Source organism: Pseudomonas chaetocerotis, from assembly GCF_015712105.2.
Classification (GTDB): Bacteria; Pseudomonadota; Gammaproteobacteria; order Pseudomonadales; family Pseudomonadaceae; genus Aquipseudomonas; species Aquipseudomonas chaetocerotis.
In genome coordinates this window covers 75114-98384 of sequence record NZ_JACFYX020000016.1, presented here as the reverse complement: position 1 = coordinate 98384, position 23271 = coordinate 75114, and the positions used below count along the sequence as shown (strand labels likewise).

At 64.0% G+C, this 23271-nt stretch carries 22 protein-coding genes; 8 read left to right on the top strand and 14 right to left on the bottom strand.

What is annotated here, in order from left to right; all coding sequences use genetic code 11:
• Window positions 1–3 precede the first annotated feature (3 nt).
• Window positions 4–459, top strand: coding sequence for a GNAT family N-acetyltransferase (locus H3221_RS23200; RefSeq protein ID WP_196476260.1), 456 nt, complete (start codon window positions 4–6; stop codon window positions 457–459).
• Here the strand turns inward: H3221_RS23200 and H3221_RS23195 are convergent.
• The 8 genes from H3221_RS23195 to H3221_RS23160 all read right to left on the bottom strand — a co-directional run bounded on the left by H3221_RS23195 (window position 456) and on the right by H3221_RS23160 (window position 11388).
• Window positions 456–1148: a response regulator gene (locus H3221_RS23195; protein WP_196476259.1), complete on the bottom strand. Its 693-nt coding sequence runs from the start codon at window positions 1146–1148 to the stop codon at window positions 456–458. The two genes, H3221_RS23200 and H3221_RS23195, sit on opposite strands and share 4 nt — an antisense overlap.
• On the bottom strand, window positions 1148–3799 hold the full coding sequence (locus H3221_RS23190) for a sensor histidine kinase (protein ID WP_196476258.1): 2652 nt from the start codon (window positions 3797–3799) through the stop codon (window positions 1148–1150). The genes H3221_RS23195 and H3221_RS23190 overlap by 1 nt, the downstream gene beginning before the upstream one ends.
• Window positions 3800–3809: 10 nt before the next feature.
• The gene (gene kdpC, locus H3221_RS23185; RefSeq protein ID WP_196476257.1) at window positions 3810–4367 is read right to left on the bottom strand and encodes a potassium-transporting ATPase subunit KdpC; all 558 of its coding nucleotides are present in this window, start codon (window positions 4365–4367) and stop codon (window positions 3810–3812) included.
• Window positions 4368–4539: 172 nt separating this feature from the next.
• Window positions 4540–6597: a potassium-transporting ATPase subunit KdpB gene (gene kdpB, locus H3221_RS23180; RefSeq protein ID WP_196476256.1), complete on the bottom strand. Its 2058-nt coding sequence runs from the start codon at window positions 6595–6597 to the stop codon at window positions 4540–4542.
• 13 nt (window positions 6598–6610) lie between these two features.
• On the bottom strand, window positions 6611–8299 hold the full coding sequence (kdpA, locus tag H3221_RS23175) for a potassium-transporting ATPase subunit KdpA (protein WP_196476255.1): 1689 nt from the start codon (window positions 8297–8299) through the stop codon (window positions 6611–6613).
• A 10-nt stretch (window positions 8300–8309) separates the two neighbouring features.
• A complete protein-coding gene (locus H3221_RS23170) occupies window positions 8310–8399 on the bottom strand; it encodes a hypothetical protein (RefSeq protein WP_021490657.1) in 90 nt (29 codons plus the stop codon).
• Between the two features lie 282 nt (window positions 8400–8681).
• A complete protein-coding gene (gene chrA, locus H3221_RS23165; RefSeq protein WP_196476254.1) occupies window positions 8682–10016 on the bottom strand; it encodes a chromate efflux transporter in 1335 nt (444 codons plus the stop codon).
• A 502-nt stretch (window positions 10017–10518) separates the two neighbouring features.
• Window positions 10519–11388: a LysR family transcriptional regulator gene (locus H3221_RS23160; protein ID WP_196476253.1), complete on the bottom strand. Its 870-nt coding sequence runs from the start codon at window positions 11386–11388 to the stop codon at window positions 10519–10521.
• 149 nt (window positions 11389–11537) lie between these two features.
• Between H3221_RS23160 and H3221_RS23155 the strand changes: the two genes are divergently transcribed.
• Entirely contained in the window at window positions 11538–12515 is a 978-nt protein-coding gene (locus H3221_RS23155) for a hypothetical protein (RefSeq protein ID WP_196476252.1), read from the top strand.
• Window positions 12516–12639: 124 nt separating this feature from the next.
• A complete protein-coding gene (locus H3221_RS23150; protein WP_196476251.1) occupies window positions 12640–13410 on the top strand; it encodes a sulfite exporter TauE/SafE family protein in 771 nt (256 codons plus the stop codon).
• Between the two features lie 166 nt (window positions 13411–13576).
• Here H3221_RS23150 and H3221_RS23145 read toward each other — a convergent pair whose 3' ends face one another.
• The gene (locus H3221_RS23145; protein ID WP_196476250.1) at window positions 13577–14818 is read right to left on the bottom strand and encodes an MFS transporter; all 1242 of its coding nucleotides are present in this window, start codon (window positions 14816–14818) and stop codon (window positions 13577–13579) included.
• Between the two features lie 332 nt (window positions 14819–15150).
• Complete coding sequence (locus H3221_RS23140) at window positions 15151–15435, bottom strand: hypothetical protein (protein ID WP_072426209.1); 285 nt, start codon at window positions 15433–15435, stop codon at window positions 15151–15153.
• Window positions 15436–15609: 174 nt separating this feature from the next.
• Here H3221_RS23140 and H3221_RS23135 point away from each other — a divergent pair, with 174 nt between their 5' ends.
• On the top strand, window positions 15610–16239 hold the full coding sequence (locus H3221_RS23135) for a class I SAM-dependent methyltransferase (protein ID WP_196476249.1): 630 nt from the start codon (window positions 15610–15612) through the stop codon (window positions 16237–16239).
• Between the two features lie 25 nt (window positions 16240–16264).
• Here the strand turns inward: H3221_RS23135 and H3221_RS23130 are convergent, their stop codons facing one another.
• Both H3221_RS23130 and H3221_RS23125 read right to left on the bottom strand, forming a co-directional pair.
• Window positions 16265–16570, bottom strand: coding sequence for an NIPSNAP family protein (locus H3221_RS23130; RefSeq protein ID WP_196476248.1), 306 nt, complete (start codon window positions 16568–16570; stop codon window positions 16265–16267).
• A 29-nt stretch (window positions 16571–16599) separates the two neighbouring features.
• On the bottom strand, window positions 16600–17817 hold the full coding sequence (locus H3221_RS23125; protein ID WP_196476247.1) for an MFS transporter: 1218 nt from the start codon (window positions 17815–17817) through the stop codon (window positions 16600–16602).
• Between the two features lie 104 nt (window positions 17818–17921).
• On the opposite strand from H3221_RS23125, the gene H3221_RS23120 reads away from it, so the two are divergent.
• The 4 genes from H3221_RS23120 (at window position 17922) to modC (ending at window position 21444) form a co-directional block, all read left to right on the top strand.
• Entirely contained in the window at window positions 17922–18695 is a 774-nt protein-coding gene (locus H3221_RS23120; RefSeq protein ID WP_196476246.1) for an AraC family transcriptional regulator, read from the top strand.
• A 110-nt stretch (window positions 18696–18805) separates the two neighbouring features.
• A complete protein-coding gene (gene modA, locus H3221_RS23115; RefSeq protein ID WP_196476245.1) occupies window positions 18806–19561 on the top strand; it encodes a molybdate ABC transporter substrate-binding protein in 756 nt (251 codons plus the stop codon).
• Between the two features lie 78 nt (window positions 19562–19639).
• Window positions 19640–20320 (top strand): molybdate ABC transporter permease subunit, encoded by a 681-nt coding sequence (gene modB, locus H3221_RS23110; RefSeq protein ID WP_196476244.1) that lies wholly within the window; start codon window positions 19640–19642, stop codon window positions 20318–20320.
• A complete protein-coding gene (modC, locus tag H3221_RS23105; RefSeq protein WP_196476243.1) occupies window positions 20320–21444 on the top strand; it encodes a molybdenum ABC transporter ATP-binding protein in 1125 nt (374 codons plus the stop codon). The genes modB and modC overlap by 1 nt, the downstream gene beginning before the upstream one ends.
• A gap of 147 nt (window positions 21445–21591) precedes the next feature.
• Here modC and H3221_RS23100 read toward each other — a convergent pair whose 3' ends face one another.
• Together H3221_RS23100 and H3221_RS23095 are read right to left on the bottom strand one after the other, a co-directional pair.
• Window positions 21592–22416, bottom strand: coding sequence for a sigma 54-interacting transcriptional regulator (locus H3221_RS23100; protein ID WP_196476242.1), 825 nt, complete (start codon window positions 22414–22416; stop codon window positions 21592–21594).
• 187 nt (window positions 22417–22603) lie between these two features.
• Window positions 22604–23185 (bottom strand): RBBP9/YdeN family alpha/beta hydrolase, encoded by a 582-nt coding sequence (locus H3221_RS23095; protein ID WP_196476241.1) that lies wholly within the window; start codon window positions 23183–23185, stop codon window positions 22604–22606.
• Window positions 23186–23271: the final 86 nt, after the last annotated feature.

The window sequence follows — 23271 nt, the reverse complement described above, 5'->3', positions numbered from 1 at the left end:
ATCATGACCTCCCTAACCTTGCACAAGGTTCCCGGCGAACAGGCGCCCATGGCGCTGCTGCTGGAAGCCGATCCCAGCATCACCCTCATCGCCGGTTATCTGCAGGACGGCCATTGCGTGGTCGCGCGACTGGACGACGCGGTCGTCGGCGTCTACGTGGTCAAGGCCCTGAGCGCCGGGACCTGGGAGCTGATGAACATCGCCGTAAAGCCCGAGCATCAGGGTCGCGGCATTGGCGCTCTGCTGCTGCACGATGCCATCGACCAGGCGCGGCAGCTTGGCGCGCAGCGCCTGGAGCTGGGCACCGGCAGCTTTGGCCACCAGTTGACCTTCTACCAGCGCGCCGGCTTTCGTGTGGTAGCGGTGGAGCCGGATTACTTCCTGCAGCACTACCCCGAGCCACTGTTCGAGAATGGCCTGCAGCATCGAGATCGTTTACGCCTGGCGCTGGCGCTTTAGGCGGGCTCGCGCAAGCGATAACCGACACCCGCCTCGGTGATCAGGTAGCGCGGCGCAGCCGGGTCATCGCCGAGCTTCTGCCGCAGGTGGCCGACCACCACGCGCAGGTAGTGGCTGTCGCCGACGTGACTGGGCCCCCAGATGTCGCGCAGCAGTTGCTGCTGGGTCACGACCCGGCCGAGGTGCTGGGCGAGCAGCGCCAGCACGGCATATTCCTTGGGCGTCAGGGCGATTTCGGCGTCGTCGAGGGTGACCCGGCGGTAGGCCAGATCGATGTTCAGCGCGCCACAGACGATGCTCGCCGGCAGCGCTTCTCGGCCCTGGCCCTGGCGCAGCAGCACGCGCACACGGGCGAGGAATTCCTGGATACCGAACGGCTTGGTCACGTAGTCGTTGGCGCCGCCGTCCAGCGCCAGCACCTTCTCGCCCTCGCTGGCGCGCACCGAGAGCACCAGCACCGGCACCTGGCTCCATTCGCGCAGGCCGCGCAGCACCTGCTGGCCATCGAGGTCGGGCAGGCCGAGGTCGAGCACCACCACATCCGGGTTATGCAGCGCCGCCTGGGCCAGACCGTCTCCGCCGTTCGCCGCCTCCAGCACCCGATAACCCTGGGCGCTGAGGGCGATGCGCAGAAACTTGCGAATCTGCGCTTCGTCATCGATCAGCAGAATGCTCGGCCCTTGGCTCATCAGTCTTCCTCGGCGGCTTGCGGTTGCGCGGTCAATGGCAGGTGCAGGGTCAGGCTGGCGCCACGGCCATCGAGCCCCTCGCCGGCCGTGACGCGGCCGCCATGGGCACCCACCATACCCTGGCAGATCGCCAGGCCCAGGCCCGTGCCCTGGCCACCGCGATCACCCCGCGCTGCGGTGTAGAACATGTCGAAGATCTTCGCCCGTTCCGCCTCGGGAATGCCAGGGCCCTGGTCGGCGACGACGAAGCGCAGCGCCTGTTCGTCGTACTCCAGCGCCACGCGCAGACGGCCACCGGGCGGCGAAAAGCGCGCGGCATTCTCCAGCACGTTGACCAGTGCCTGCTCGATCAGCGCCGCGTGCACGTACAGCAGCGGTGGTTCCGGCGGCAGCAGGCATTCGACCTGCAGCGGCGCGAGCACCGCGCGCAGGCGTTGCAGGGCGCTGGCGACGATGTCGCTGGGCGCCACCCAGTCGCGCGCCAGCTTGAGCCCGCCATGGCCGAGGCGGGTCATGTCGAGCAGGTTCTGGATGTAGCGGTCGAGGCGCTCGGCCTCGTCGCGGGTGCCCTCCAGCAGCTCGTTGCGATCCGAGGCTGGGATGGCATCGCCCAAGGCCAGCAGGCTGTCGATGGAGCCGCGCATGGCGGTCAGCGGCGTGCGCAGGTCGTGCGACACCGAGGCCAGCAACGCGCTGCGCAGCTCCTCGGTCTGTCCGTGCAGGCGCGCCGCCTCCAGCTCCTCGGCCAATTGCGCACGGGCCAGGGCTTGCGCCAGCGGCTGGGCAAGGGCCGCCACCAGGCGCCGACGCTCATCCGCCAGTGGTGTGCCGTCGGCGCTCTGCAAACCGATCAGCAACAGCGGCCCCTCCTCGCCACACAGCGGCCACCACCACCAGCGGCTGCCGGGCAGGGTGTCGGTGCCGAGGCCGGCAGGTTGCTCGTGCTGCCAGGCCCAGTCGGCGGCGGCGCGTTCGGCATCAGGCAACTCCGCGTGCAGCCCTCCTTCATGGCGCCATTGCCCATCAGCGTTGCGCGACAGCAGGGTCAGCTGCATGTCCGCCCAGCCACCCAGTTGCTGCTCAGCCACGGCCAGCACGGCCTGGCGGTCGGCAGCGACGGTGAGCTTGCGCGACAGCTCCAGCAGCGCCGTGGTTTCGCCCTGCGCCTGCCGCAGCGCCTGTACCTGGCGCCGCTGGCGGCTGGCCAGGTTGCCGGTCAACCCAGCCATGAGCAGGAAGAACAGCAGGGTGAGCACGTCTTCCTGACGCTGGATGCGCAGGGTCAGGGTCGGCGGAATGAACAGGAAGTTGTAGGCCAGGAACGACAGCCCCGAGCACGCCAGCGCCGGCCCCAGGCTGCTGCGCACCGCCACCAGCAGTACGGCGGCGAGAAACACCAGGGAGATGTTCGGCAACTCCAGCACCCGCGCCAGACCGAGGGAAATCAGCGTAGCGCAGGCAGCAGCCAGCGTGGCCAGCAGGTAGTCGCGCCAGCGCGCGGCGAGTCGTGGACGCCGGCCAGCCTGTGGCTGACCACCTGCCGCATCCAGCACGCTCACCTCCAGCCCCGCCCTGGCAGCCAGCAGGCGCTCGCCGAGGCCGCGACCAAGCCAGCGCCGACGCAGACGCCGCGTACTGTTGCCGACCAGGATCAGGCTGGCGCGGCGCTCGCGGGCATGGTCGAGTAGCGTGCGCGCCACCGAGTCACCATGCAGCGTCACCACTTCGCCGCCGAGGCGCTCGGCCAGTCGCAGCGCGGCTTGCAGACGGCCGCGCTGTTCCTCGTCCATGGCTCGGCGGCCGTCCACATGCACCACCGACCAGGGCAGATGCCGCCGCTCGGCCACCCGGCAGGCGTGGCGCACCAGACGCTCGGCCTCACCATCGCCATCCACCCCCACCAGCAGGCGGCCGAGCACGCTGGGCGCGGCCTGGCCAAGCTGGCGGTAGCGCTGATCGAGGTCGGCATCGACCCGCGCGGCGGCGGTCTGCATGGCCAGCTCGCGCAGTGCGGTGAGGTTGGTCGGCGAGAAGAAGGCGTCGATGGCCGCCCGCGCCTGCTCGGGCATGTACACCTTGCCGTCGCGCAGGCGTTCGAGCAGCTCGCGCGGCGGCAGGTCGACCAGCTGGATCTCGTCGGCCTCCTGCAGCACCCAGTCGGGCACGGTTTCACGCACCTGCACGCCGGTGATGTCGCGGACGCGGTCGTTGAGGCTTTCCAGGTGCTGGACGTTGACCGTGGTGTAAACGTCGATGCCGGCTGCCAGCAGCTCCTGCACGTCCTGCCAGCGCTTGGCGTGGCGGCTGCCGGGGGCGTTGCTGTGCGCCAGCTCGTCGACCAGCGCCAGCTTGGGCGGGTCGGCGAGCAGGCCGTCGAGGTCCATCTCGCTCAGCTCCAGGCCGCGATACGGCAGGCGCAGCGCTGGCTGCTGTGGCAGGCCCAGCAACAGCGCCTCGGTCTCGCTGCGGCCATGGCTTTCCACCACCCCGGCGCGCAGCGCCACGCCCTGGCGCAGTTGCGCATGGGCGGCCTGGAGCATGGCGTAGGTCTTGCCCACGCCCGGCGCCGCGCCGAGGAACACCTTGAGCCGGCCACGGCCTTCGCGGGGCAGGTCGGCGAGCAGCGCTTCGGCGCGCAGGCTGTCGTTCATCGAGCACTCGTCACTGGGAAGAAATGGGTGGATTGTCGACCAGCGCCAGGTTCAGAGCCAGCACATTGACCAGCGCCGGGCCGAACAGCGGGCGCTCGGTGTGTGCCTCGACCAGGCGCAGCAGCTCGGCTTCGTCCAGGCCACGGGCCTGGGCAATGCGCGGCACCTGCCAGGTGGCGGCCTCAGGTGACAGATGCGGGTCGAGGCCACTGCCCGAGGCAGTGACCAATTGCATCGGCACCGGCGTGTCACCGGCAAGGCCGGCGCTGGCCTGTTCGATGCGGGCAAACAACTTCGGATTGCCGGCCGACAGGTTGCTGGCGCCGCTGGCCACAGTGGCGTAATCAGCAGCCGAGGGGCGCGACTGGAACCACTGATCACCATCGAAGGCCTGGGCGATCAGGCGGCTGCCGCGCACCTGGCCGGCGTCGTCGCGCACCAGGCTGCCAGCGGCCTGATCGGGAAAAGCCAGATGCGCCACGCCAGTAACGGTCAAGGGATAGGCGACACCGACGAGCAGGGTCATGAAAGCCAGTGTGGTGATGGCAGGACGAATAGGGTCGAGCATGATGAATCTCCTGATTCCTGTGGCCCCGGATTGCATCCGGGCTACGTCGCTGAGCGAGAGGGTCTGTCCGGCAAGACCCAGTGGCCTGCCCTACCCTCTCCCCAGCCCTCTCCACTGGGCGTGCCCCCATGAATAGGAGAGGGGCAGACCGCGTGCGAGTGAAACAACACTGTTAAACCCAGCCCAACCCCACCAGCAGCAGGTCGAGCAGCTTGATGCCGACGAAGGGCGCGACGAGCCCGCCCAGGCCGTAGATCAGCAGGTTGCGCCGCAATAGTTGGCCGGCGTCCAGCGCGGGGATGCGCACGCCGCGCAGCGCCAGCGGGATCAGTGCGACGATGATCAGCGCGTTGAACACGATGGCCGAGAGGATCGCGCTCTGCGGACTGTGCAACTGCATCAGATTGAGCGCGCCGAGCTGCGGATGGATGCCGGCGAACAGCGCCGGGAGGATGGCGAAGTACTTGGCCACGTCGTTGGCCACCGAGAAGGTGGTCAGCGCGCCGCGCGTCACCAGCAGTTCCTTGCCCACCTGCACCACGTCGATCAGCTTGGTCGGGTCGCTGTCCAGGTCCACCAGGTTGGCGGCCTCGCGCGCAGCCTGGGTGCCGTCGTTCATGGCCAGGCCGACGTCGGCCTGGGCCAGCGCCGGGGCATCATTGGCACCGTCGCCACACATCGCCACCAGCTTGCCTTCGGCCTGCTCGGCGCGGATGCGCGCCAGCTTCTTCTCCGGCGTGGCCTCGGCGATCACGTCGTCCACACCCGCCTCGGCGGCGATGGCGGCGGCGGTCAGCGGGTTGTCGCCGGTCACCATGACGGTGCGGATGCCCATGGCGCGCAGCTCGGCGAAGCGCTCGCGGATGCCCGGCTTGACCACGTCCTTGAGGTGGATGGCGCCGAGCAGGCGCCCATTCCCGGCCACCAGCAGCGGCGTGCCACCACTCTGGGCGATCTTCTCCACCTCGCGCGCCAGCGGCGCCGGCAGATCGTCACGCCCCAGGTCGAGGTAGGCCAGCACCGCGTCCACCGCGCCCTTGCGATACGCCACGCCGCACACGTCGGCACCGGACAGGCGCGTCTCGGCGGTGAAAGCGATCAGCGTCATGCCGCTGCGGTCGGGCACCTCCATCGGGTGCAAGGACGCCAGGTACTCGACGATGGACTTGCCCTCCGGCGTGTCATCGCCCTGCGAGGCCAGCAACGCCGCCTCGGCCAATTCCAGCGTGGACACACCGGGTGCCTTGACCATGGCGCTGCAACGGCGGTTACCGAAGGTGATGGTGCCGGTCTTGTCCAGCAGCAGGGTGTGCACGTCGCCGGCGGCTTCCACGGCACGGCCAGACTTGGCAATGACGTTCAGGCGCACCAGGCGATCCATGCCGGCGATGCCGATGGCCGAGAGCAGGCCGCCGATGGTGGTCGGGATCAGCGTCACCAGCAGCGCCGCCAGGTAGATCAGCGGCAGGTCGCCGTCGGCGAAACGGGCGAACGGCTGCAGCGTGGCCACCACCAGCAGGAAGATCAGGGTCAGGCCAATCAGCAGGATATCCAACGCCACCTCGTTAGGCGTCTTCTGCCGGCGCGCGCCTTCGACCAGGGCAATCATGCGGTCGAGGGTGGACTCACCAGGGTTGGCGCTGATGCGCACCAGCAGCCAGTCCGACACCAGCCGGGTGTTGCCCGTCACCGCCGAGCGGTCGCCGCCGGACTCGCGGATCACCGGCGCGGATTCGCCAGTGATGGCGGCCTCGTTGACCGCCGCCACACCTTCGATCACCTCGCCGTCACCGGGGATCAGCTCACCGGCCTCGACCCGCACCACATCGCCCTTGCGCAGGCTGCTGGCCGGTACGGAATGGAACTGCGCACCGACCTGCTTGTTAGCCATCAGCCCCTGGCTGCCGGACTTGAGGCTGTCGGCGCGGGCCTTGCCACGGCCCTCGGCCAGTGCTTCGGCGAAGTTGGCAAAGAGCACGGTGAACCATAGCCACAGGGCGATCTGCACACCCAGGGCGGTGCTCACTGCGGGGTTGGGGACGAAGCACAGCACGCTGGTGACCAGCGCCGTCAGCTCCACCACCAGCATCACTGGCGAGCGCACCAATTGGCGCGGGTCGAGCTTGACGAAGGCCTGCTTGAGGGCCGGGCGCCACAGCGCGCCGAGGCCGGTCTGCGGCTGGCTGCTGGGCGATTTGACGCTTCGTTGCGCCGTTACGGGGGCATTCATCACGGTTTCTCCTTCAGAACGCCAGGTATTCGGCCAGCGGGCCCAGGGCCAACGCCGGCATGAAGGTCAGGCCACCCACCAGGAGGATGGTCAGGGTCAGCAGCACGACGAACAGCGGCCCATGGGTGGGAAAACTGTTCTGCCCCTGCGGCGCGGCGCGCTTGGCCGCCAGGCTGCCGGCAATCGCCAGCACCGGCAGGATGTAGCCGAAGCGCCCGAGCAGCATGGCCAGGCCGAGCATCAGGTTGTGGTAGGGGGTGTCGGCGGTGAAGCCGGCGAAAGCCGAGCCGTTGTTGCCGGTGGCCGAGCCGTAGGCATAAAGCGCCTGGGTGAAGCCATGTGGACCAGGGTTACCTACAGATGCCGCAGGGCCGGCGAAACTCACCGCCAGGGCGCCGAGCACCAGCACCCCGACCGGCATCACCAGCAGCGTGGCCACGAGCAGACGTACTTCGCGCGCCTCCAGCTTCTTGCCCAGGTAGGCCGGCGTGCGGCCGATCATCAACCCGGCGAGGAACACCGCGATCAGCACGAACAACAACATGCCATAGAGGCCTGCGCCGACGCCGCCGAAGACGATCTCACCGAGCAGCATATTGACCAGTGGCACCAGCCCGCCCAGCGCGCTGAAGCTGTCGTGCATGGCGTTCACCGAACCGTTGGACGCCGCCGTGGTGGTGGTCGCCCATAGCGCCGAAGCGAAGCTGCCTAAGCGCGCTTCCTTGCCCTCCAGCGAGCCGACCTGCTCGATGGGCAACCCCGCCAGTGCCGGGTTCGGCTGCAGCTCTGCCCAGGCACAAACAGTCAGGCCGATGACGAATAGCACCAGCATGCTGGCCAGGATCGCCCGGCTCTGGCGCAGGTCACGCACGTAATGGCCGAAGGTGAACACCAGCGCCGCCGGGATCAGCAGGATCGACGCCAGCTCCAGCAGGTTGCTCAGCGCCGTGGGATTCTCGAACGGATGCGCCGAGTTGACGCCGAAGAAGCCGCCGCCGTTGGTACCCAGTTGCTTGATGGCGATCTGGCTAGCCGCCGGCCCCATCGGCAAGGTCTGCTCACTGCCCTGCAGGGTGGTGGCCGAGACGTAATCGCTGAAGTTCTGCGGCACACCCTGCCACACCAGCAGCACGGCCAGTACCAGGCACAGTGGCAGCAGGCCGTAGAGCACGGCGCGGGTGATATCGACCCAGAAATTGCCCAGACGGTCGCTGGATTGCCGCGCCAGCCCCCGGCACAGCACCACCAACACCGTCAGACCCACCGCCGGGCTGACGAAGTTCTGCACGCCGAGGCCGAGCATTTGGCTGAAATAACTCAGCTGCGCCTCGCCGCTGTAGGCCTGCCAATTGGTGTTGGTAACGAAACTCACCGCCGTATTGAACGCCAGCGGCAGGCTCATCCCCTCAACCTGCTGCGGATTGAGCGGCAGAGCGCCCTGCAACAGCAGAATGCTCATCAGCACCAGCAGGCAGAGCAGAGTGAAGGCCAACAGCGCCAGGGCGTAGCCGCGCCAGCTTTGCTCACGCTCCGGATCGACGCCGGCCGCGCGGTAGCACAGGCGCTCCACCGGCAGCAGCACCGGGCTGAGCCAGGTGCGCTGGCCCTCCATCACGCGGTAGAAGTAGCGTCCGAGAAAAGGTGCTGGCGCCAGCACCAGCAGGAAGAAGGCCGCCAGCAGCAGCCAGTCGTAGTCGTGCATGGCCGTCTCCTCAGCCACGCCCGGCGGTCAGCAGCGCCGACAGCAGGTAGGCGAAGAGGCCGACCACCAGGATCAGCGACACACCATCGATTGCGTTCATGTGCAAAGCTCCACGATGCGGGGAATCCGCTCGCGAGCATTGTCGAAAGGCTGGCCGTAAAGATTCGATTGGCGCCCCGCCGCCGGGGCGTAAAGAAATCGTATTGATGCAGTGGGATCAGCTCTGTGGGAGGCGCTTGAGCGGCGACTTATCCAGGCATCGCGGCTGCGACTGCAGGAACGCAGCCCCGTAGGGTGGGTTAGCGGCGCAGAACACCGCTCCTACGGCCGCGCACCCACCTCAAGCGCCGCGTAACCCACCAAGCGATGCCACGCCCACTCATCAAACCAACAGATGCGCCACCAGCCCGACTGCAGCGCACCCTGCAATGGTCTCGATCACCCCGCGCTTGAAGCCCAGCAACGCCACACCCGCACCGAGGGTAATCAACGCCGACACCCAATCGAACGTGCCGCCGAAGCCCTCGGGCCAGAGCACGTGATAACCGAAAAACAGCGCCAGGTTGAGGATCACCCCCACCACCGCAGCGGTAATTCCGGTCAACGGCGCGGTGAACTTCAACTGCCCGTGGGTCGACTCCACCAGCGGCCCGCCAGCAAGGATGAACAGAAACGACGGCAGGAAGGTGAACCAGGTGACCAGCACCGCCGCCAACGCGCCACTGGCGAAGGCCGAGTCGCCACCGAACACCGGCTGGCCATAGGCGCCGACGAAGGCGACAAACGCCACCACCATGATCAACGGCCCTGGCGTGGTCTCGCCCAGCGCCAGGCCATCGATCATCTGTCGCGGCGTCAGCCAGCCGTAGTGCTCGATGGCCCCTTGATACACATAGGGCAGCACCGCATAGGCTCCGCCGAAGGTCAGTAACGCAGCCTTGGTGAAGAACCAGCCCATCTGCGTCAGCGTGCCCTGCCAGCCGAACGCCAGGGTCAGCAGGCCCATCGGCAGCAACCAGAGCACCGCACCGACCAGCAGGATCAGCGCCAGCCGGCTGGAGCGAAAATGCGTGTGAGCCAGGCGCGTGCCATCATCGATCAAAGCCGGCGCGTGCGCCCCGCCCGCCTCGCCATGCCCGGCGCCGACCGCAAAGTGCTGCGGCGCCAGTCGCCCGCCGATGTACCCCACCAGCGCGGCGCCCAGCACGATCAGCGGGAAAGGCAGCTGCAGCGCGAAAATGGCAACGAAGGCCGCCGTCGCGATGGCACACAGCCAGGCGTTCTTCAACACCCGCCCGCCGATGCGCCAGGCCGCCTGCACCACGATGGCCGTCACCGCCGGCTTGATGCCATAGAAGATCCCCGCCACCAGCGGCACATCGCCGAACACCAGATAAACCCAGGACAACACGATCAGAATCAGCAGCGAAGGCAACACGAACAACGCCCCGGCGATGACCCCGCCCCAGGTGCGGTGCATCAGCCAGCCAATATAGGTGGCCAACTGCTGCGCCTCTGGCCCGGGCAGCAACATGCAGTAGTTCAGCGCATGCAGAAAGCGCCGCTCGGACAGCCAGCGGCGCTTCTCCACCAACTCCTGATGCATGATCGAAATCTGCCCCGCCGGCCCCCCGAAGCTGATCAGCCCCAGCTTCAACCAGAACCAGAAAGCCTGAAGCAGACTGACCGGAGCGGGACGTTCAGAGGAATCGGACATTAGAGGGCTCCAGCGGCTGCAAATCGACCGGCCACTATAGCCATGAAAGATGACAGCCGCGCGTCACTGCACGAAAAATCACCAACCCCACGCAGCCCTTGCCCCACCTGGCCTGGACAAGTTTTCCCGCATCTTATCCACAGCGCTTTCCCCAGCTTCTGTGCACTGTTACCGCAAACATGTCTCCGCCCTGCCCGGCTGTTGAAAACCCGAGCCAAGTAATTGATTAAAAGCGATATTCCGTCTGGCAATAACACCAGAAAAGCGTCATTGGGCAAAAACTGAACGGCCTGCCGTGGCCCGCTTGAATGCTAGGCGCGGAGGGCTTTTGCAACGGTTATCCACAGGGGTTTTCACAGAATTTGTGGGTGGTTATTGAGAGGTCTGGACCCGGGCTACGAAGGGCCAGCACGTGCGTCGCTGAGGTAGGAGGCTTCGTCGAGGTCATGGGTGACCAGCAGTACGTCAATCTCGTAGCGAGCGGCCAGTTCCGCCATCAGGTTTATAGCCTTTTAAACTCATTCTGCAGCAACTCAGCAAATGCATCCTTGGCTCGGTGAAAACCTACATGCTTGTTCCATACAAAATAATTCTGCACAGGCGATAACTGGCTAAAGGTATAGCCACTGATATTCCCAATTTTCTTGAACTGTTCGAAAACCCCTACAGGGACCAGGGAAACGCCTGCCCCGGCACTGACGCAACCGAGGATGGTTCCATAACTGGCGATGCTGGTGATGGTAGCCGATACATTGTGCTCATTCAGCCATCCTTCCAGTGCACGCCGATATGGGCACCCCTCGGGCCACATGAATATGTTCATCTGCTCCAAATCCTGTGGTGCACGTATTGCACCGACAGAGGGAGATGCAATCATGACCAGCGGTTCCTTATAGACCTCTACCTGAGCAATATCTGGATGTGTTGTATTGACTGCGATGATTGCACCATCCAGGTTATGCCCTACCACATCATTTATTAATTGAGACCATGTCCCAGTGCTGAATTGCATCTGCACATCGGGATAAAGATGATGGTACTTGGATAATAAAATCGGTAATCGCCCTGTGGCTGCGGACTCGATAGCACCGATCTTCAGCACACCAGAGGGCACTGCATCCGGTGCAAGTGCTCTTTTGGCTTCCTGACACACAGCCAGAATCTTATTGGAATAGCCGAGAAACAACTCGCCCGAGGGACTGATGACAAGCCCTCGCCCTTTACGAATGAACAGAGCCACACCCAACTCCTGCTCAAGGAGCTTGAGGCGATTCGTTATATTGGATGGAACACAGTGCAGCACTCTAGCGGCCTGTACGATGCTGCCATGGTCGGCAACCACCTTGAACATTTTCAGCTGTGACAATTCCATTGCAACACCGCTCACTAAAAGTGAATAGACAACTAACTATAAGTTACTTGTTAAAAGCACTCAATCAACCTAGCGTTGTCGAGCCAATTCAGTTGTATTGAGCAGCCACCGTATTTAATAGCGCCTCCTTTAAGGATAAAGGTAAAACGATGACCTCCACTCTACTGAAAAGCCATTCTTCGGCACTTCAACAGCACATATCCATGCAACAATTGGGCGAAGCGTTCATCGAGGCTTTACCCAAAAATATTTCCGCATTGAAGATACCTGGCCGCTTGATCACCAGCGACTTTCGCAGGGCTCCCATTTCGGCTTATGTCGAGCATGTTCCCAGCATTCAGCTGGTTATGCACGAAGTTCTCTGCCATGACACGACCCAGGAAGCTCAATCCTGGGCAGAGCAGTGTTTCCATGCGTTCCTGGCCAAGCAGGAGGCGGATGGTGGTGTTCTGAGATTCTTCAACGGCTGGAACGAGACCCACAAGACAACCAGTTTAGTATCCGCCAAGATCATCATGCGTCTGGCGGCAGATGCCGTCTCGATCCCTACCGGACGGCAGCTCGGCTATAGCAATGTGATGGCGCATATGCATGAAGTCGCAAAAGATGACTTCGGACTGGGTCATGAAGGGCACGATGGCATGTATGACTACATGACCGATGCCTTCAACGTCTCTCGTTGGAAAGAAGCCCCCTTCATCGTAAGCGAGTGCAATGAATTCTCCGAATTTCTTTATGACGTGGGCATAGCTGGACACACGTTCCCCATGGACACAATCGAGCACAAACAGTCGATATTGAACGCCATGATGACATCCATCGCTTCGGAGCTATGGAATGGCCGGGAGTACAACTTCATTGCGCAATATATCGAAGAAAAACTCCTGTCCTGCACCCCTGCCCTGAGTACCGATAACCGTGCCTTGCGCAATGCAAAAGGCTATGTCATGGGGCACTCTGGAGAAGTCGAGAACAGGCACGGCCTGCATGCATTAGCTGCAGCGCAGGCCTATAGCCGCAACACCGATCTCGCATTCGACATTACCAAACTCAAGGAAGTAATGCTGGATTACAACCTACGAGTGGGCAATGCCTTTCATGGACTTCACCGTGCGCTAACCGCATGACGACGTCCGTTTGAATACGCGCGTGGGTATTCCGCTTAGCCTGTAATCGAAATACCCACACCCTTACCTGTAAATGGACAGCCCTGTATGTCACCACCTTTAATCTACCCAAACTGGGAAATGCATGATTAGTGTTGAGTACATCATCGTTGCACTCGGTTTCTTTGCGTTTTGCGGTGGACTGATTGATGCGGCAGTTGGTGGTGGCGGCCTTGTGCAAGTGCCTGCGCTTTTGCATGCATTACCGCAACATAGTTTGGCCACCGTGTTCGGCACGAACAAACTGGCGGTATTACTGGGAAATATTTCGTCTATCTCGGGCTACCTGAGAAGAATAAATATCGCCTGGACGCTCATGCTACCCACGATGATTTCTGCCTTCGTATTTTCTTTCCTGGGTGCTCTTTCGGTATCGCTCATTCCCAAGACGCTCATGGAATATGCCGTCTTTGTGCTCCTGATCGCCATGGCCATCCATACCTTTGTCAGGAAGGACTTTGGGCAACAGCAAAGCAACCTGCAGCATGGCAGGCGAGAAATTCTGCTCGGCATATTCTTCGGTGCACTACTCGGTTTCTACGATGGCGTATTCGGCCCCGGCAGTGGCAGTCTTTTGCTTTTCGTATTCGTCAGGTTCTTCGGTTTTGATTTCCTGAACGCTTCGGCTTCCGCCAAGCTCATCAACTTGGGGACGTTCAGCGCGGCGCTGCTGTTCTTCGCGCCATCAGGCAATGTGTTATGGCTGGCAGGTGGCATCGTAGGCCTGTGCAATATCGCTGGGTCTCTGACAGGCGTTTTCCTGGCACTGCGTTATGGAAGCGGATTCATCCGTATCTTTTTCCTGATTTTGCTGTTGTTTCTGATCGGCAGAATGGGGCTATCCCTATTTTTCTGATCATTCAAACCTCCTGAAGGGCATCGCTATCCAACCAGGTCGATGGACCTTCAAGATTGAAGGTTCATCGCAGTGAAACTATCAGTTTCATGCCCACCATTCCCTCGATGCTCCGAACAGACAAAAACCCCGGATTTCATCCGGGCTACGCCTCAAAACGACGACGCTAGTTCATCTTCCCCGGCGAGGCATCCTCGAAGCGATTCACTTTGCGCAGGCTCTTGAAGCCGAGCATCCAGCCACCCGTCACGGTCAGGGTGCAGGCGCAGCCGATAAGCGCCGCCGGCACCACGCCGAACCACGCCGCGCTGGTGCCGGCGCGAAACTCGCCCAGTTCGTTGGAGGAGCCGATGAACAGCATGTTCACCGCGTTGACCCGGCCGCGCATGGTGTCCGGGGTGGAGAACTGCACCAGCGAGGAGCGGATGTACATGCTCACCATATCCGCGCCGCCGGCCACTACCAGCGCGGCGAACGACAACCAGAACAGGCTGGACAGCGCGAACACCAGGTTGGCCAGGCCGAACAGCGCCACCGCGCCGAACATCACCAGGCCGACATGGCGGTTGAACGGCTTCATGCTCAGGTACAGGCCAACCGATACCTCACCGATGGCCATGGCGCTGCGCAGCAGGCCGAGCCCCGTCGGCCCGACTTCCAGCACTTCCTGGGCGTAGATCGGTAGCAGCGCAATCACGCCGCCGAGCAGCACGGCGAACAGGTCCAGCGAGATGGTGCCGAGGATGATCGGCCGCGTGCGGATGAAGTGGATGCCAGCGGTAAAACGCGCCCATGCGGTGGCTTCCAGCGCCTGCATCTTTTCCGCGTAGCGCACCGGCACCCGCAGCAGCAATGCGGAGCCAGCGAGGAAGCAGGCCAGGCACACCGAGTAGGTCAACCCACCGCCACCGATGGCGTACAGGCCGCCACCGATCACCGGCCCGGAAATGGTCGCGCCGCGCATGATCATGCTGTTGGCCGCAATGGCCGCAGCCAGGCGTTCGCGCGGCACGATCTGCGGCAACAGGCTCGATAGCGCCGGCCCGGTGAAGGCGCGGCCACAGCCGTACAGCACCAGCACCGCGTAGTACCAACTGACGGCCGCCTCACTCAGCGACAACCACAGCAGCGCCGCCGCACACAGGCCTTCGACCAGCCAACTGAGCATCAGGATCAACTTGCGGTCGTAGCGGTCGATCAGGTCGCCGGCGGGCATCAGCAGCACCAGCATGGGAATGAACTGAGCCAGGCCGACATAAGCCAGCGACAGCGGATCGCGCGTCAGGTCGTAGACCTGCCAGGCCACCACGATGGCCTGGATCTGTACGGCGAACACCACCACGATGCGGGCGATGAGAAACGGCAGGAAACCGGCAAGTCGATAGACGGAAACGGGAGCAGCGGACACGGCGAAAATCTCGAGGCAGGACCGGCCAGTGCCGGACGAGGTAAGCCGGCCAATCTAAGGCAAAGCTCCGCCATCGGGCAAACCCGAGAACAGGCTGTTGCGCAGATCACGCCCTGGACTACGCGGTGGCGTCAGACACACACGAGCGCCTTACTGGACAACGCAGGGTGCCGCGCCTGGTTCGGTCACTTTAGAAGCGCCGCCCCGGCGCGAAGACGGATGCGGCCGTATCGCAATAGTGAGCTGCCGGCTCCATTCGCCGCGGGCGTGGCTCCTGCAGATGTTGGCAGCTCGGGGGATGCGGGAGGTCATTCCTCCCGCAAATATCCAGGCTAGACGAATGCCTGGTCGCCGAAACCGCGCGGCAGACGCTGCGGGCCTGGCAAGGCAGCCAGACGCGCCTCCCAGGAAGTGCGCCAGTCGTTGACGGCGCGGGCAACCTTCTCGCGGCGGGCGGCACGGCGCGCGGCATTGCGTGAGTTACGTCGAGCTTCGGTGAACACTTCGGTCTTGCGGCAATTGCGGCATTTGACCTTGGCCAATTCGGTGGTGGCGGGCAGCTTTTCACCGTGAGAACCACAGGCGAGGTGGCCAGAGACTTTGTAGTGCGTAACCATCGCGTTATCTCCTTGATTGTGGGTGCCCAACTGCAGCCAGCCGGTCTACACCCCTCAGGAAATGGGACTGTGCAAGCGGTACGCGGGTTCATTGCCATCGACCAAGGGGCATGCCGCCTCTGGCCGTGCGCCCCACCAAACGGTTTTAATGCGCTCTTTTACCGGAACCTCACCATGCCCCTGAGCCCCGACGAACTCACGCAGATCAGCGCCCTCACCCTGGCCCACTACCAGAGCAGCGCCGAGGATTTTCGCGAGGGCACGCGCGACCATGATGTGAGTCAGAACATTGCCGCCCTGCTGCGTCATATCGAAGCTGAAAAGCCCTGGCGTATCCTCGATTTCGGCTGTGGCCCGGGGCGGGATCTGCGTACGTTCAGCGGCCTCGGCCATACCGCCGTCGGCCTCGATGGCTGCGCAGAGTTCGTCGCCATGGCGCGCGCCGACAGCGGCTGCGAGGTGTGGCAGCAGAGTTTTCTCGAACTGGACCTGCCGGCTGGACATTTCGACGGCATCTTCGCCAACGCCAGCCTGTTCCACGTGCCGGATCAGGAGCTGCCGCGCGTGCTCGGCGAGCTGCATGCGGCGCTCAAGGCCGGCGGCGTGCTGTTCAGCTCCAACCCACGTGGCGAGAATCAGGAAGGCTGGAACGGCCCGCGCTACGGCAGCTACCACGATCTCGAACGCTGGCGCGCACGGCTCACGGCAGCCGGTTTCGTCGAGCTGGAGCACTACTACCGCCCCGCCGGCCTGCCACGCGACCAGCAACCCTGGCTGGCCAGCGTATGGCGACGCGTCGCTTAGCTCACCATCACAGGCATGCGTCGCCCTAGTCGAATACGGGCCGGAAAAAGCTGCGCTCGTAGCTGAGGATGCAACGTGTCTCTTCGGCGTAGCGAAAGGCCGCCTGACACTCGGCGTCGGCGAAGGAATCCTGACGATAGCGTTCGTATTCGGCCAGGCTGGGGAAGCTGAACAGCGCCAGGGCCACATCATTGGCACCTTCGGACGGCAGGAAGTAACCGTGGTGCGTGCCGCCGAAGCGCTCTACCAGGGGAATCCACAGCTTCGCGTAGTGCTCGAAATCCTTGAGTTTGTAGGGATCGACGATATAGCGCAGGTAGCAGGTGATCATGGCTGTCCTTCCTTGTGAGTGGTAAGCGGCTAATGTTTTTTGAGCGACGGCAACAGCGCGGTGAGGATGCCCAGCAGCGGCAGGAAGGAGCACAGCAGGAACACCTCCTCGATGCCGTGGATGTCCGCCAGGTAGCCGAGCAGCGCTCCGCCAATACCGCCAAAGCCGAACATCAGACCGAAGAACAGCCCGGCGATCATGCCGACGTTGCCCGGCATCAGCTCCTGGGCGAAGACCACGATGGCGGAGAACGCCGAGGCCAGGATGAAGCCGATCACCATGCTCAGCACGCCGGTCCAGAACAGGTCGACGTGCGGCAGCAGCAGGGAGAACGGCGCCACGCCGAGGATGGAGAACCAGATCACCTGCTTGCGCCCGATGCGGTCGCCGATCGGCCCGCCGAAGAAGGTGCCGGCCGCCACCGCGCCGAGGAACAGGAACAGGTAGAGCTGCGAGCTGGCCACCGACAGGTCGAACTTCTCGATCAGGAAGAAGGTGAAATAGCTGGTGAAGCTGGCCATGTAGAAGTATTTGGAGAACACCAACAGCGCCAGGATGAGCAAGGCGAACTTCACCCGCCCGGACGACAGACCATGAGTGGCCATGCCGCCCTGCTTGAGTTTGAATAGCGTCAGGTGGTGGCGATACCAACGGCTCAGGCCATACAGCACGACGATGGCGAAGGCGGCGAACAGGCCGAACCAGGCGACGTTACCCTGGCCGTAGGGAATGATGATGGCCGCCGCCAGCAGCGGGCCGAAGGCGGTACCGGCGTTGCCACCGACCTGGAAGGTGGACTGCGCCAGGCCGTAGCGTCCGCCCGAGGCGAGGCGGGCGATGCGCGACGCCTCGGGATGGAAGGTCGAGGAACCGATGCCAACCAAGGCTGCGGCCATGAGGATCGCCGGAAAGCTGCCGACGAAGGCCAACATGAGGATGCCGACCAGGGTACACAGCGAACCGACCGGCAACAGCCAGGGCTTGGGATGGCGGTCGGTGTGATAGCCCACCCAGGGCTGCAGCAGCGAGGCGGTGAGCTGGAAGGTCAGGGTGATCAGGCCGATCTGGGCGAAGCTCAGGCCGTAGTTGAGCTTGAGCATCGGGTAGATGGCGGGCAATACCGCCTGGATCAGGTCGTTGATCAGGTGCGCCAGGGCGCAGGCGCCGATCACGCGCATCACCAGAGGGCTGGCCTGGCTGATGGGCGAGGCAGCGGCCAGGGGCGTAGCGGCAGGACTGCTGGACATGCTTGAAGCTTCCGGACGAGGTGAGGAACGGCGCTATGCTAGGCTCCGCTCAATCGCCTGTCTCACGAAGACAGGACAGCAACCTTCGCAAAAAGGGCACAGGCATGCGATTACCTGAGAAGTTGCTGGCCGAGATCGACGCCTCCCCCTGGCTGATCAGCAGCAGCGCCACCGATTATCCGGTCAACGCCATCATCGAGCCGCACTCGCACCGCAACAAGCATCAGCTGATCTACGCCATCTCCGGGGTGATGGTGGTGACTTCGGCGCTGAACCAGTGGACGGTGCCGCCGAGCCGAGGCATCTGGATGCCCTGCGGCCAGGTGCATGCGATCCGCTGCATCGGCAGCGTGCGAATGCGCAGCGTCTTCGTGCGCCCCGACAGCCTGGCGGACATGCCCGCCGAGTGTCGCGCTGTGGCCATCTCACCGCTGCTGAGCGAGCTGATCCGCGCCGCCGTGGCGATCACCCAGCCCTACGCCGACGACTCGCGAGAGGCGCGGGTGATGCGCCTGATCCTCGATGAATTGCGCATCCTGCCGACCCTGCCGCTGCACCTGCCGCAGCCGGCCGACCCACGCATCCAGGCGATCTGCGTGACGCTGCAGAACGACCCTGGCGACGCCTCCACCCTGGCTGAATGGAGCACCCGCCTGTGTCTGGACGAGAAAACCATCCAGCGCCTGTTCCAGAAGGGCACCGGCATGACCTTCGGCCAGTGGCGCCAGCAGGCGCGCCTGTTGTTGGCCCTGGAGCGCATCGCCCTGGGCGAGAAGATCATCGACATCGCCGGGGAGCTGGGCTACGACAGCCCCAGCGCCTTCGCCACCATGTTCAAGAAGCAGTTCGGCACCACGCCCAGCCAGTTCTTCAAGTGATGCAGGCCAGGCCCGTCAGCCACTTCAACAATCGCTATATACAAAAAAACATAACGATGTAGGATTGCTCATCCGGTCTGTCGTCAGAATCGATTCCACGGGGAATCCTCATGCTCAAGCCACTCAAGCACAGTCTGTTCGCCCTCGGCCTGACCTTCGCCAGCGGCGCCAGCGCCGAGGAGGTCAAGGTCGCCGTGGCCGCCAACTTCACCGCACCGATGCAGGCCATGGCGCCCGCGTTCGAGAAAGCCACCGGGCACAAGCTGGTGGCATCCTTCGGTGCCACCGGGCAGTTCTACGCGCAGATCAACAATGGTGCGCCGTTCGATGTACTGCTCGCAGCCGACGACACGACGCCGGCCAGGCTGGAGCGCGAGGGCGCGACCGTGCCCGGCTCGCGCTTCACCTACGCCATCGGCGGCCTGGTGCTGTGGTCGGCCGATGCCAATTACCTCGACGGCACGGACGCAGCGCTGAAAGCCGGCCAGTTCAGGTACCTGTCCATCGCCAACCCCAAGGCCGCACCCTACGGCCTGGCCGCGACTCAGGTGCTGGACAAGCTGAGCCTGAGCGAGGCGGTCAAGGGCAAGTTGGTGGAGGGCCAGAACATCACCCAGGCGCACCAGTTCGTCTCCACCGGCAATGCCGAGCTGGGCTTCGTTGCGCTGTCGCAGGTGTACAAGGACGGCCAACTCAGCAGCGGCTCGGCCTGGATCGTCCCGGACGCCCTGTACGACCCGATCAGGCAGGACGCGGTGATCCTCAAGCAGAGCGCGAACAATCCGGCCGCCGTCGCACTGGTCGAGTATCTGAAAGGCCCGGAAGCGGCCAAGGTGATCGAATCGTTCGGCTATAAACTGCCGTAGCCCGGATGAAATCTGGGGCCATCTATCTGAGCATGCCCCGGATTGCATCCGGGCTACGTCTGCCACCGGAACCCACCCATGCCGCTGTCCAAGAACGACCTCGACGCCATCTTGCTGACCCTGGAGCTGGCCTCGCTGACCACCGTGCTGCTGCTGATCATCGGCACGCCCATCGCACTGTGGCTGGCGCGCACCGACTCCTGGCTCAAGCGCCCGGTCGGTGCCATTGTCGCGCTGCCGCTGGTGCTGCCGCCGACGGTGATCGGCTTCTACCTGCTGGTGAGCATGGGGCCCAACGGTTTCTTCGGCCAACTGACGCAAAGCCTGGGCCTGGGCACCTTCACGTTCACCTTTACCGGCCTGGTGATCGGTTCGATCTTCTATTCCTTGCCCTTCGTCGTGCAGCCGCTGCAGAACGCCTTCGAGGCCATCGGTCGCGGCCCGCTGGAGGCTGCTGCGACCTTGCGCGCAAATCCCTGGGACTGCTTCTTCAGCGTCGTACTGCCGCTGGCCCGACCCGGCTTCATCACCGCCGCCATTCTCAGCTTCGCCCATACCATTGGTGAGTTCGGCGTGGTGCTGATGATCGGCGGCAATATCCCCGGCAAGACCCAGGTGGTCTCGGTGCAGATCTACAACCACGTGGAAACCATGAACTACGCCCAGGCGCACTGGCTGGCCGGTGGCATGGTGGCGTTCTCCTTCATCGTTCTGCTGGCGTTGTACAGCGGGCGCAGCACCCGGATGAGGGCGCTGTGATGTTCGGTTTCGCCAAGGCCTCGGCGCCTGTCGTCGTTGACGATGGACGCATTCGCGCGCGCTTTCTGGTCAAGCATCCGGGCTTCACCCTGGATGTCGACCTCGACCTGCCCGGACGCGGCGTCAGTGCGCTGTTCGGCCATTCCGGTTCGGGCAAGACCAGTTGCCTGCGCTGCTTCGCCGGGCTGGATCGCCCGCAGCAGGGCTACCTGCAGGTCGCCGGAGCGCTCTGGCAGGACAGTGAGCGCGGGTTCTTTCTGCCCGCACACAAGCGGGCCATCGGTTACGTATTCCAGGACGCCAACCTGTTCCCGCACCTGAGCGTGCGCAAGAATCTGGAATACGGCCAACGGCGCATCCCCGCCGCGCAGCGCAAGGTGGCGTTGGATCAGGCACTGGAACTGCTGGGCATCGGCCATCTGCTCGAGCGCATGCCCTCGGCGCTGTCCGGTGGCGAACGCCAGCGCGTCGGCATCGCCCGCGCGCTGGTCACCAGCCCGCGCCTGCTGCTGATGGACGAGCCGCTGGCTTCGCTGGACCTCAAGCGCAAGCAGGAAGTGCTGCCTTATCTGCAGAAGCTGCACGAAGAGCTGGACATCCCCGTACTCTACGTCAGCCATGCGCCGGACGAAGTGGCGCGCCTGGCCGATCATCTGGTGCTGCTCGACGCAGGCCAGGTGCGCGCCAGCGGCCCGCTCAAGGAAACCCTGCTGCGCGCCGACCTGCCCTTCGCCAGCGACGAGGATGCCGAAGCGGTGATCGACGGCCAGGTCTGCGGCCACGATGCCGCCTACGATCTGCTGGCGCTTCAACTACCCGGCAGCGAGGCGCGCCTGCGCTTGCCCCATACGGCGCTGCCCAGCGGCCATCAGGTTCGGGTGAAGATCAAGGCACGCGACGTCAGCCTGGCGCTCAATCGCGCCGAGGATTGCAGCCTGCTCAACCTGCTGCTGGCGACGGTGGAAAGTTGGCAGGCGCTAGACGCGCAGATGCTGCTGACCCTGCGCATCGGCGAACAGCGTCTGCTGGCACGGATCACCCGTTACTCCTTCGATCAGTTGGGCATTCATGCCGGACAGACGCTCTGGGCGCAGATCAAGTCGGTGTCGCTGCTCGCGCCGTAGGGCGCGCACCGATCTGATAGCTCCCACGCTCTGCGTGGGAGTCAGGGTAAGGGCGCTCAGCGCCCGGACGGACTGCTGGGCAAAAGCCAAACGGACGCAGAGCGTCCCAGGGTGCATTCCCACGCGGAGCGTGAGGAACGAACAATCTCACGCAATACCCGGCAACTCCAGATGCTCCGGCCCAATCTTGGCATTTCCGGCCAGCAGCAACGCGAAGTGGATGACGTTTTCCAGCTCGCGAGTATTGCCCGGCCAGCGGTGCGCCTCCAGCACGGCCTGCGCCGCCGGGCTGATCGACGGAATGGTCAGGCCCAGGCGCGAGGCATGGATGCCGAGGAAGTATTCGGCCAGCGGCAGGATGTCGCCGACCCGCTGACGCAGCGCCGGGAACAGCAACTGGCCGTCGCACAGGTAGGCGTACAGGCGCTCATCGAAGGTACCCGCAGCCACCGCGCGGGCCAGGTCGATGCTGCTCGCCGCCACCAGACGCACATCCACCGGCAGCGCCTGGCTGGCGCCGACGCGATACACCTCGCGGGTTTCCAGCGCGGCCAGCAGCTTGCTCTGCAGAGGCCGCGAGAGATCGGCAATTTCATCCAGGTAGAGCGTGCCGCCGTTGGCCGAACCGAACCAGCCGGCACGGCTACTGCCAGCGCCGACATGAGCACCGGCGGCATGGCCGAACAACTCGGCCTCGCCCCACTGCGGGCTTATCGCTGCGCAGCTCACCGCCACGAACAGGCCAGCGCGCTCACTGTGGCGATGGATATAGCGCGCCAGCAGTTCCTTGCCGGTACCGGTTTCACCGAGAATCAGCAGCGGCTGGCCGTTTCCAGCCAGCGCCTCGGCGCGCTCGCGCAACTGGCGTGAACGCGTGTCAACGAACACCAGCGCCTTGGCGCGGATACTCAGCGGGCCTTTGTCCAAGTCGGCAAAAGTCAGCGGTGGTGAGAGGTTAGGTGGAAGACTCATGACGTGAAGCTCCTGGGCCACACCTCGCCGGCGCAGCCTGTACGCGAATAAAAATTGCCTGGAGCAACTTTTAACCTTGCCCCGCAACGGTCCGAAGGGTGACTGCCATGGATGGCAGGCCATAAAAAAGAGCGGGCGGCTGCCTGGCCCGCCCCCGCTCCGAAGAGGTTGTCCCGCAATGACGGGCTCAGGCGCGCAAGCGCGACTGCTGTTCGATGCGGCTCTGCAGGCGATACAGATAGCCGAAGCCCTGCTCCCAGTAACGGTGCCCGGACTTCACGTTGATATGCCCGGCACCGCTCAGAATCGCCGCCTCGCTACCCCAGGCCCGCGCCAGCTCCAGGGCGCGCAGGGCGCTGGCCGCTGCGTCGTTGTCGGAACCCACCAGCAGGCTGGGAAAGGGCAGCAGATCACGCGGCATCGGCGCAAAATTCTGCAGCGGTTCAGGGCAGCCCAGCCGCTCGACATCGGCCGGCGCGACCAGCAGCGCGCCGCGCACACGGCGCAGCAGTTCGACCGGTGCCTGCGCAGCCCAATGCGCCACCGTCACGCAGCCCAGGCTATGGGCGATGAGGATGAGCGGACGCGGATCGTCGGCGACTGCCTGGTTCAACGCGGTGACCCAGTCGCCACGTTGCGGGTTGAGCCAGTCCTTCTGCTCCACACGCGCGCTGTTCGGCAGGCTGCGCTGCCAGTGGCTTTGCCAGTGTTCTTCGGGTGAGCCCTGCCAGCCCGGCAGGATCAGATAACGGGTTGCTTCGCTGCCCATGACGGCGCCTCCTTGAATCGAATGGCGTCAGTCTAGGCAGCACGAATAAATTACAAAAAGAATAAGAACTTATTTACTTATTCTAA

Bases quoted from the DNA above. Each gene is read 5' to 3' on its own strand.
- modA (WP_196476245.1), top strand. From the start codon at position 18,806: ATGCTCAAGCCACTCAAGCACAGTCTGTTCGCCCTCGGCCTGACCTTC.
- kdpA (WP_196476255.1), bottom strand. From the start codon at position 8,299: ATGCACGACTACGACTGGCTGCTGCTGGCGGCCTTCTTCCTGCTGGTG.
- H3221_RS23190 (WP_196476258.1), bottom strand. From the start codon at position 3,799: ATGAACGACAGCCTGCGCGCCGAAGCGCTGCTCGCCGACCTGCCCCGC.
- H3221_RS23120 (WP_196476246.1), top strand. From the start codon at position 17,922: ATGCGATTACCTGAGAAGTTGCTGGCCGAGATCGACGCCTCCCCCTGG.
- H3221_RS23140 (WP_072426209.1), bottom strand. From the start codon at position 15,435: ATGGTTACGCACTACAAAGTCTCTGGCCACCTCGCCTGTGGTTCTCAC.
- H3221_RS23155 (WP_196476252.1), top strand. From the start codon at position 11,538: ATGACCTCCACTCTACTGAAAAGCCATTCTTCGGCACTTCAACAGCAC.
- modC (WP_196476243.1), top strand. From the start codon at position 20,320: ATGTTCGGTTTCGCCAAGGCCTCGGCGCCTGTCGTCGTTGACGATGGA.
- modB (WP_196476244.1), top strand. From the start codon at position 19,640: ATGCCGCTGTCCAAGAACGACCTCGACGCCATCTTGCTGACCCTGGAG.
- H3221_RS23095 (WP_196476241.1), bottom strand. From the start codon at position 23,185: ATGGGCAGCGAAGCAACCCGTTATCTGATCCTGCCGGGCTGGCAGGGC.
- H3221_RS23150 (WP_196476251.1), top strand. From the start codon at position 12,640: ATGATTAGTGTTGAGTACATCATCGTTGCACTCGGTTTCTTTGCGTTT.
- H3221_RS23160 (WP_196476253.1), bottom strand. From the start codon at position 11,388: ATGGAATTGTCACAGCTGAAAATGTTCAAGGTGGTTGCCGACCATGGC.
- H3221_RS23195 (WP_196476259.1), bottom strand. From the start codon at position 1,148: ATGAGCCAAGGGCCGAGCATTCTGCTGATCGATGACGAAGCGCAGATT.
- chrA (WP_196476254.1), bottom strand. From the start codon at position 10,016: ATGTCCGATTCCTCTGAACGTCCCGCTCCGGTCAGTCTGCTTCAGGCT.
- H3221_RS23100 (WP_196476242.1), bottom strand. From the start codon at position 22,416: ATGAGTCTTCCACCTAACCTCTCACCACCGCTGACTTTTGCCGACTTG.
- kdpB (WP_196476256.1), bottom strand. From the start codon at position 6,597: ATGAATGCCCCCGTAACGGCGCAACGAAGCGTCAAATCGCCCAGCAGC.
- kdpC (WP_196476257.1), bottom strand. From the start codon at position 4,367: ATGCTCGACCCTATTCGTCCTGCCATCACCACACTGGCTTTCATGACC.
- H3221_RS23125 (WP_196476247.1), bottom strand. From the start codon at position 17,817: ATGTCCAGCAGTCCTGCCGCTACGCCCCTGGCCGCTGCCTCGCCCATC.
- H3221_RS23200 (WP_196476260.1), top strand. From the start codon at position 4: ATGACCTCCCTAACCTTGCACAAGGTTCCCGGCGAACAGGCGCCCATG.
- H3221_RS23135 (WP_196476249.1), top strand. From the start codon at position 15,610: ATGCCCCTGAGCCCCGACGAACTCACGCAGATCAGCGCCCTCACCCTG.
- H3221_RS23130 (WP_196476248.1), bottom strand. From the start codon at position 16,570: ATGATCACCTGCTACCTGCGCTATATCGTCGATCCCTACAAACTCAAG.
- H3221_RS23170 (WP_021490657.1), bottom strand. From the start codon at position 8,399: ATGAACGCAATCGATGGTGTGTCGCTGATCCTGGTGGTCGGCCTCTTC.